A 7220-nucleotide genomic window follows, 5' to 3' on the forward strand; every position below is an offset into this window, starting at 1 on the left:
TCGGGGCAGGGGGCTGGGCTGTGCGGACCCGGGAGGCGAGCAGGATCGCCCGCCGTCTCGTCTGGGGTACGCCGTAGTCGGCGGCGTTGAGGATGCCCGTCCACACGCTGAATCCCCACGCCCGCAGCACGGCCGCGTACTGCTTCCACAAGGGCAGGACGTCCGGGACTTCCTCCATGGCCACCCACTCGGGCTCGCCGGCGGTGTTCAGGGCGTGGAGGTAGCGCATTGGCTCCGCCGCGAGCAGGGAGCGCTCGTCGCGGCAGCGGGCCACGAGGCGTGCGCGGGTGTCGCGTCCGGCGGCGAACTGGTCGACGGCCTCGTGCACAAGCGGCTGGTCCAGCAGGCCGAGACGCTTGCCAGCTGTGCTCCATGCCTGGCACGGCGGAGACGCGATCAGCCCGCGGGTCCGGCCGACAAAGGGCCACGTCGGATACCGCGCCACGTCCGTCCGCACGGTCAACAGACCGGCCGCCCGCCGGGTCTTGCTGGCCCACTCGTCCCACTCCAGGCCCACGTCCTGAACCCCGAACACGGTCAGGGCCCTGCTCCAGCCGCCCGGCCCCGCGAAGAGGTCCAGGATCACGTGGCCAGCTCGAAGTCGTCCTGTTCCGGCTCCGTCGCGGATCCGCGGCACGCCCACGGGGAGCACCGGTCAGCGACTCCCTGCTCCAGTTCGCCCGCGTCCGTATCGGTGTCGCCGGATAGCTGCGGGAGAGCTGCCTGTTCGGTGGCGGTGACGTGGTCGATGGGGGCCTGGTCGAGCGGCACGCGGGAACGGTGGAGGAATGCTTGCCCCAGGAGCCGGTTGCCGGTCGCGTTGGCGCGGGCGTTGCCCTGGCGGATCGCGGCGTCGAACGCGACGACGTCCGCCCACTCCGACGCAGAGGTGTTCCGGATGGTTCTCCACTGCGCGTTGCCGTGGAAGGGGCAAGTTATTGAGAATGGGGACAGGGTCGTGACCTTTCGTTCGGCGGGATGAGGGTGGTCCGAGGGCCGTTGACTGCGTGAGCGTCCGGGCAGTCCGGGAGGGTGTCAGTGGGTTCTGCGACCGTGTGCGTCGTGGATGAACTCGTGGAACGCGTTGACGCTCAGGACCGTGTGCTGGGGGTAGCCAGTCGGTGGGAGGCCGTTCGGGAGGGCTGGCTGCACCGAGTTGCTTCGGTGGTGTGCCGTGATGGGCAAGGCCGCTATCTCGTCCATCGGCGTGCCGAGCAGCTGACCCGTTTCCCAGGTCATTACGAACTCGGGGTCGGGGGCGCTGCAGGAGTCGGCGAGTCCTATGAGCAGGCAGCTGCCCGCGAGCTCAGTGAGGAGCTGGGAACGCCGGCGACAGTGTGCCTTCGGTTCACGTTCCTCAACCGGGTCGGGCTCAGCCCTCACTGGCTTGGGGTGTGCGATGCCGTGCTTCCGGAGGTCGTCGCCCCCGATCCGGGTGAGGTGGCCTGGCACGGGTGGCTGGCCGAGTCCGAGCTGCGGCGGACTCTGCAGCAGTGGACCTTCACTCCTGATAGCCAGGAGATTTTCGATCGGTATCTCGCTTGTCGTGCTGACCCGGCGCCTTCGCAGAAACGGTGTTCATGAGCTGAGTCAGAGGGACGAAGGCGCTGGTCGTTCCGAGGTCAGCGGGCTCGGCTCGGTGCCGGCTTGGCCGGCGCCGGGTGTAATGCGCCCTTGGTGATCAGCGGGGCGGGCCGGGGCCAGCTCCGGAGGGCAGCGAGTGCGGCGACGCCCGCGGGGGACAGGCGGATCCGTGACTGGTGTGCGGCGTCGCGGTGGGCAGGAGGCAGCATCTCGTGCTGGAGGAGGTGCTTGGCCTGCAGAGATCGAAGGGTGCTGATGGGGATGCGGGTGCTGCGGATGCTGGCGGACTGCTTGCCGAACAGGTCCGTCGCCAGGACATGCCCACTCGCGGCAGCGCGCAGGGCGGTGTACTGGGCGAGTGACAGGCGGATCTCCTGCGGGTGAGGTTCGGCCGCCTTCTGGCGGTGTGACTCGCGCGCGATATGTTCGGCGGCCTCGACGACGGCTTCGGGTGCCAGGGCGGTCAGCTCGCGAGCCAGCTGGATCCGGCGGAACGCCGCGCGGAGCGGCTCCGGATGAGCCGCGAGCTGGTCCGGGCTCCCGGCGCCCTGCTCGCGGGCCGCACGCATGAGGTCCACTGCGTCCAGGAGGTGGTCGGCTGCCTCGGTGGTGAGGTAGGCGAGCTGCTTGAGGCGCACCAGCGCGTCCTGCACCTGGTGGGTGTGGTGCAGCGGCTGCCGCTTGATGACGGCGATGGCGGTAAGGGTCTCGCGGGCGAGGCATTGGGTGAAGGCGACGTGTTGCAGCACGTTGCTGGTTGCTGATGGGCCGGTCGCGGTCAGGGCAGTAAGGGCGTCGTTGTGCCGGGAGAAGTCGCCGGCGAGCTCCAGGAGCTGCTCGGGCGCAGTGGGCGGGGGCGCGGCGTGCTGCCCGTCGCGGGACGGTGTGGTCATGGTGCGGGGGAGTCCTCCGGTGTGGTGATCGTGGTCGCGGGCCGGGTGGTTCAGCGGCGGTGGGCGTGATGAGCGCGGCCCGCTTGGGCGGCGGCGTGGTGGACCTGCGGGTTGACGGTGGCGCCGCGGACGGGGGTGATCAGCGCGTCGTCGAGGTCCCGGACGAGGTACGGGATGTCGCCGTACCGGCGCTCGACGGGGAGGGTGGAGGCGAGGTGGGCGAAGAACTGCGCGATGAGGCGATCGGGGGTGTCCTGGGTGAAGGTCGCGTTCCAGTGGGTGTCGAACCCGTCGTAGACGCCGTGCGCGGCGCTCCAGGCGGCGTCGCTGTCGGCGTCGCGGCGCAGGGTGCACTGTCCGTCGGGCGAGGTGAACGCCTCACCATGCGGCGACGCGGCCCAACCGTTCAGGTGTGCGATGTCGGCGAGGCTGCTGGTGCTGAGGGGAATGCGATCGGCGTGGCGGTGGTCACCGAGCAGCTGCGGCAGGACCTGGGTGACGGCCGCGATCGCCTCGATGGGGGTTTGTCGGGTGAACCGCGCTTCCCAGTACGGCTGGTGGTGGGCGATGGTCCACCAGATGCCGTCCACCCGGGTGGGCTCGAAGTCGACCGTCAGGCTGTGGTCCGGGCTGTCGAGGGCGACGTGCCCGCGGGTGGGGTCGTGCCCGGTGGGCCGGCTGCCGTCCGGGACGTAGACACGAGGAGTGGCGTAGTTGTTCGCTGCCCGCAGGCGCGCCCCGCCCGTCGCCAGCGCGGTCAGCGCCTGCTGCTGGGTGGGGCTCACTTTCTGCGGCGGCGCGGGCTGGGTGTTCTGCGCGGTGGATGTCAGGTCCCGGTCGAACCCGCTGGCCACGTATCGGCAGGCCGTCGCGCACAACTCCAGCTGCTGGGTTGCGTTATGCAGGTGGTCGGCCATGACTGGCAGGGCGTGGGCGTGTCGGGCCTGGCGGATGCCGTCCTCATTATCGGCCGGCTCGCCGAAGGAAGCACCGTCGAGGGGGCTGGCGGCCAGCGCGTGCGCTAGGTCGATGCCGGCCAGGGATACGGATGAGACGACGCTGCAGAGGGCGTCCAGGGAGGCCCTGCTGCCGGGGACGGCGGTGTACTGGCTGCCGTCGAGTGCGGACAGTTGCAGGATCGACTTGCCGACCAGGTCATGGGTTTTGGAGATCAACGGTGCGATACGGCGCACGGCGTCGGGGCCGGGTGTGAACGTGAGGTCGCGGATTTGGATGCGAAGGGCCTCGAAAGCGCAGGCGAGGTGGCGCAGGCGCTCGCGCTGGCTGGGGAGGTCGATTTCTTTCGTGGGCAGAGAGGGCTCCGGAGGCGGGTCGTCGGGTCAACGGTCATGCGGCGGCCGTAGGCATGCCGGCGGGACGGTCGCCAGCGGTCGACGGCGCAATCCGCTTGGTGGAGTTGCATTCGGGGAGGCACGCGACCCAGGGGGTGCGCTCACACGGCCTTGTCGAAGTCGGATTGCTGCGGTGCGTACTTCGCGATGGCGCGGGTGGTGATGGCCTTCGACGCGCGGGCGGAGGCAGCGGACAGCTCGTCGGCACCGGACTCCAGGTACCACGGGCGCAGGTCGAGCATGGCGGCACGCATTCCGGTGGCGAAGCAGAGCGCCGTGCCCTTGGGCAGGGCGCGGATCGCGTCGGCGGGCAGGATCCGTTCCTGCCGCATGCTCACCGAGGTCGACTTTCCGGATTCGGAGTGCGAGGTGGACGTGGTTTCCACGTCGTGGTCGCCGATCAGCCGGGACAGTTTGTCGGCGAAGTCGGGGTCGTCGATACCGGCGCCGATGACCTTCACGGTCGAGGCACTCCACATCGCGTCCATGCCGGCGTCGCCCCAGACTTTCTGGCCCTGGCGGTAGGACTGCAGGATCGTGATGGGGATGATGCCGCGGCTGCCGAGGTGGGAGTACAGGTCCGGCAAGTCGCTGATCTTGCAGACGTTGGCGGCCTCGTCGAGGATCGCCAGCATCGGCGGGTCGAGGCGTCCACCGGCACGCTCGGCTTGGGCGGTGGCCGCCCGCATCACCGAGTCCGCGCACGCCGCGATCAACGCGGAGGCTCCGCCGCCGCCGTCCTTGCTGAGCAGGAACAGCGTGTCGGTGGAGGTGACGAACTGCGCCGGCTGGAACTCGGGGACGTCCTTTTGCGGTGTTACCCAGGCCGCGATCTCGGTGTTGAGCAGAGCGGCGGCGTACTGGCGGGCGGTCTCGTAGATCCCGTCGCGCGTCTCCGGCGGCCCTTCGACGGTTCCCTTGAGCTGGGCGGCGACGGCGGCGAAATCATGGTCGCGGAGGATGTCGAGCGGGGTGCGGTCGGCGGGGAAGGCGAGCCACTGCATGATGTCGGTGATCGGCCGCTCGTCGAGGGCGGCGGCCAGCAGGAGTTGGCTGAGGATGTTGCTGCCGGCCTTGGACCAGAAGTCGCCCTGCGCGCTGGCATCGACGCTCGCGGCGAGGAAGTGGCCGGCCAACCGGCCGGCGCCGTCGAGGGTTTTCGCGCTGGCGAGGGGGTTCCACCACATCTGGCGAGCCGCGTGGGCGATCTGCTGTGGGTCCATCGTCCACACCCGGCCGACCTGCGTGCGGGCGTCGTAGGCGGCGGTGAAGGCGTCACCGGCGGCCTTGTTCGAGGTCAGCAGGACCGGGCCGGGTGCGGCGAGCATGGAGGGGATGGCCAGCGAGGTCGTCTTGCCGGACCGGGGGGCCATGATCGCGACAGCGACGTCCTCGAAGCCCATCCGCACCTCGTGGCGGCTGCCTTGGAGGTTGCCGAGCAGGATGCCGGTGTCCTTCGGGTCGATGCGCTTGGTGTCTTTCAGGCTCGGGCGCAGGGAACGGGCCTTGTCGGTGATCGCCTTGGCCAGCAGCGGCTCGATGTCCCGGGCCTTGGCCATGTCGGTGATCTTCTTCCGGCCGCCGCTGCCGTTCTTGCGCCGGGCCCACATGACGCCGGCCGCTGCCCCCAGGGCCAGGAGGAGGAGTACGGGAACGATGCGGGTGCCGATCAGAAGGGACGTTTCTCCTGCCTGTGGCCAGAGCTGTTCGGGGTGCAGCAGGGCGGTGGTCGGCTGGTACGGCGCCCAGCTGGTTCCGGTGACGTAGGCGGTGGCGTTGCCGCCCAGCCAGGCGAGGTGGGACAGGGGGACGACGATGGCGAGCACCCCAAGCAAGAGGCGCAGAACGAGGTCGTAACCGTCGGTGGAGCTGTTGGACGAGGGCGGCAAAGGGCTCCAAACTTCCGGGCGGGGCAGGGGTAGCAGCGGCTGCCGCTGTGATTGAGGGGCGGCTGTCGCGGGCAGTTCAGAGGTCGTGCGGGTGCGTCACCGGCGCTTCCCCGGGCCCTTGGCGTGCGGGGTGGAGGTCACCGGCCCCTGGAGGGGAGTGCCGGTAGGAGGCGCCGCCTGGGCCTGCCGGAACAGCACATCGGCGGCAATGAGCGCAGGGCCGAACGAAGTCCACTGGTTGAGGTGGTGCCAGGCTTCGGCGTTCCGCTCGGCCAGCGCCTCGGCGTCAAACGCCGGATTGCTGGGCATGGCGCCATGGCGGGCCGGCCCTTCGACGTGCAGGGCGTGGAGGCGGTACATGCTGGTGTGCAGTTCGCGGATCTGCCCGGTCAGCCCGACGGCATCGGCAGGAGGCAGCTGGGCGAGCTGCTGTTCGGCGGTGTCGAGCATGTCGTCGGCGACGTAGAGCACGCGGGCGAAGGAGTTCCACGTGTCGGCGTCACGTTGGCGCTGGCGCAGCCCGTACGCGGTCTCGTCCAGGGGCTCGTACGTTTCGGGGTCGGAGTGATGGTCGGAGTAGGCGTCCCAGTCGGCCAGGATCTGCCGGCTCTCGCGCAAGTAGTGGGCGAGCTGGCGCATGCGCAGTTCATGGACCCAGTGGGTGGGGTGGGTGGTCATGGCGGGCTTTCCGTTCGGGGCGGTCACCGGCTACGCACCGCGGGCGCTGCGGTGGACCGGGCGGCGAGCGCGGCGCTTTGACGCCGGCGGGCGGCCCGGGTCTGCGCCCGAGTCGTCGCCAGGCGGTTGGTGTGGGCATCGACGACCTGTTGCGGTGTGAGAGCACTGCGCTCTGGGCGGCCCCGTGGCCGGTCCGGTCGAACATGCCGCGCTGCAGCGGAGCGGGATCCGCGAGCGCCGCGACGCACGCGGTCACGAGGTGTTCGGGGGTATGACCGTCGAACCAGGCGTGCCACAGGCGGGGACCGTTGACGAAGACCTCAGGCTGGTCATGGACCTCGATGTGCCAGGACACACGCTCCGGTTCACGCCAGGGCACGGTGCCCCGGCCGCTTTCCGGTCGGCGCTCCACCGTGCACCCCGGTGGGTCGGAGGCGGCGGACCCGCGGCCGTCGATGAGCCAACCGGCGCCTTCCAACACGGACAGCGGGCTGCTCGGCTCGGCGCGTGCGGGAGCGACGAGGGCGTCGGTGATGCCGGCGAGGACTTCGGCGGGGACGAGTTCGCCGAACTCGGCGAACCAACCTGGCTCGGAGCCGGCGGGCTCAGCCCGCAGCCGCCACCACGCGGAGGTGGCGGACTGCGGGTCGAACTGGAGGGTGTGCCGAAGGTCGGGACTGCGCAGGACGATCTCGGCGCTTAGTGCTGAATTCCTCAAAGGCAGTAGACGTAGCGTCGGCGTAGGTGTCGGGTGGGTGGGGCGGGTCTGCCCCAGATCCAGGGTGTGGCGCGGGCGTTGAGTTGGGTTGTCGCGAGTTCGGTGG

7 protein-coding genes and 1 pseudogene are annotated in these 7220 nt (G+C 70.2%); 1 reads left to right on the plus strand and 7 read right to left on the minus strand.

The genetic code is table 11. The annotated features are described in order from the left end of the window. Both O3W51_RS46485 and O3W51_RS49195 read right to left on the minus strand, forming a co-directional pair. The coding region (locus tag O3W51_RS46485) for a DNA cytosine methyltransferase (RefSeq protein WP_269290029.1) at positions 1–586 on the minus strand (586 nt) is incomplete at its 3' end. Continuing rightward, a pseudogene (locus tag O3W51_RS49195) lies at positions 583–933 on the minus strand (hypothetical protein); the annotation flags it as partial. The pseudogene O3W51_RS49195 and the gene O3W51_RS46485, both read right to left, overlap by 4 nt. A gap of 129 nt (positions 934–1062) precedes the next feature. On the opposite strand from O3W51_RS49195, the gene O3W51_RS46495 reads away from it, so the two are divergent. Next, complete coding sequence (locus O3W51_RS46495; RefSeq protein ID WP_443048421.1) at positions 1063–1584, plus strand: NUDIX domain-containing protein; 522 nt, start codon at positions 1063–1065, stop codon at positions 1582–1584. Between the two features lie 38 nt (positions 1585–1622). Here O3W51_RS46495 and O3W51_RS46500 read toward each other — a convergent pair whose 3' ends face one another. From O3W51_RS46500 to O3W51_RS46520, 5 genes are all read right to left on the minus strand, one after another. Next, positions 1623–2477: a hypothetical protein gene (locus O3W51_RS46500; RefSeq protein WP_269290032.1), complete on the minus strand. Its 855-nt coding sequence runs from the start codon at positions 2475–2477 to the stop codon at positions 1623–1625. A gap of 50 nt (positions 2478–2527) precedes the next feature. Beyond that, positions 2528–3670, minus strand: a complete 1143-nt coding sequence (locus O3W51_RS46505; protein WP_269290034.1) for a DUF317 domain-containing protein — start codon at positions 3668–3670, stop codon at positions 2528–2530. Between the two features lie 260 nt (positions 3671–3930). Next, on the minus strand, positions 3931–5718 hold the full coding sequence (locus O3W51_RS46510; protein ID WP_269290035.1) for a type IV secretory system conjugative DNA transfer family protein: 1788 nt from the start codon (positions 5716–5718) through the stop codon (positions 3931–3933). 96 nt (positions 5719–5814) lie between these two features. Further along, complete coding sequence (locus O3W51_RS46515) at positions 5815–6396, minus strand: hypothetical protein (protein WP_269290037.1); 582 nt, start codon at positions 6394–6396, stop codon at positions 5815–5817. Continuing rightward, positions 6365–7220 (minus strand): DUF317 domain-containing protein (locus O3W51_RS46520; RefSeq protein ID WP_269290039.1); only part of this gene is annotated, 856 nt, incomplete at its 5' end. The genes O3W51_RS46515 and O3W51_RS46520, both read right to left, overlap by 32 nt.

The organism is Streptomyces sp. H39-C1 (assembly GCF_027158125.1).
Taxonomy (GTDB): Bacteria; Actinomycetota; Actinomycetes; order Streptomycetales; family Streptomycetaceae; genus Actinacidiphila; species Actinacidiphila fildesensis.

Excerpts from the sequence above, each read along its gene's own strand:
- O3W51_RS46500 (WP_269290032.1), bottom strand. The coding sequence starts at position 2,477 with ATGACCACACCGTCCCGCGACGGGCAGCACGCCGCGCCCCCGCCCACT.
- O3W51_RS46515 (WP_269290037.1), bottom strand. The coding sequence starts at position 6,396 with ATGACCACCCACCCCACCCACTGGGTCCATGAACTGCGCATGCGCCAG.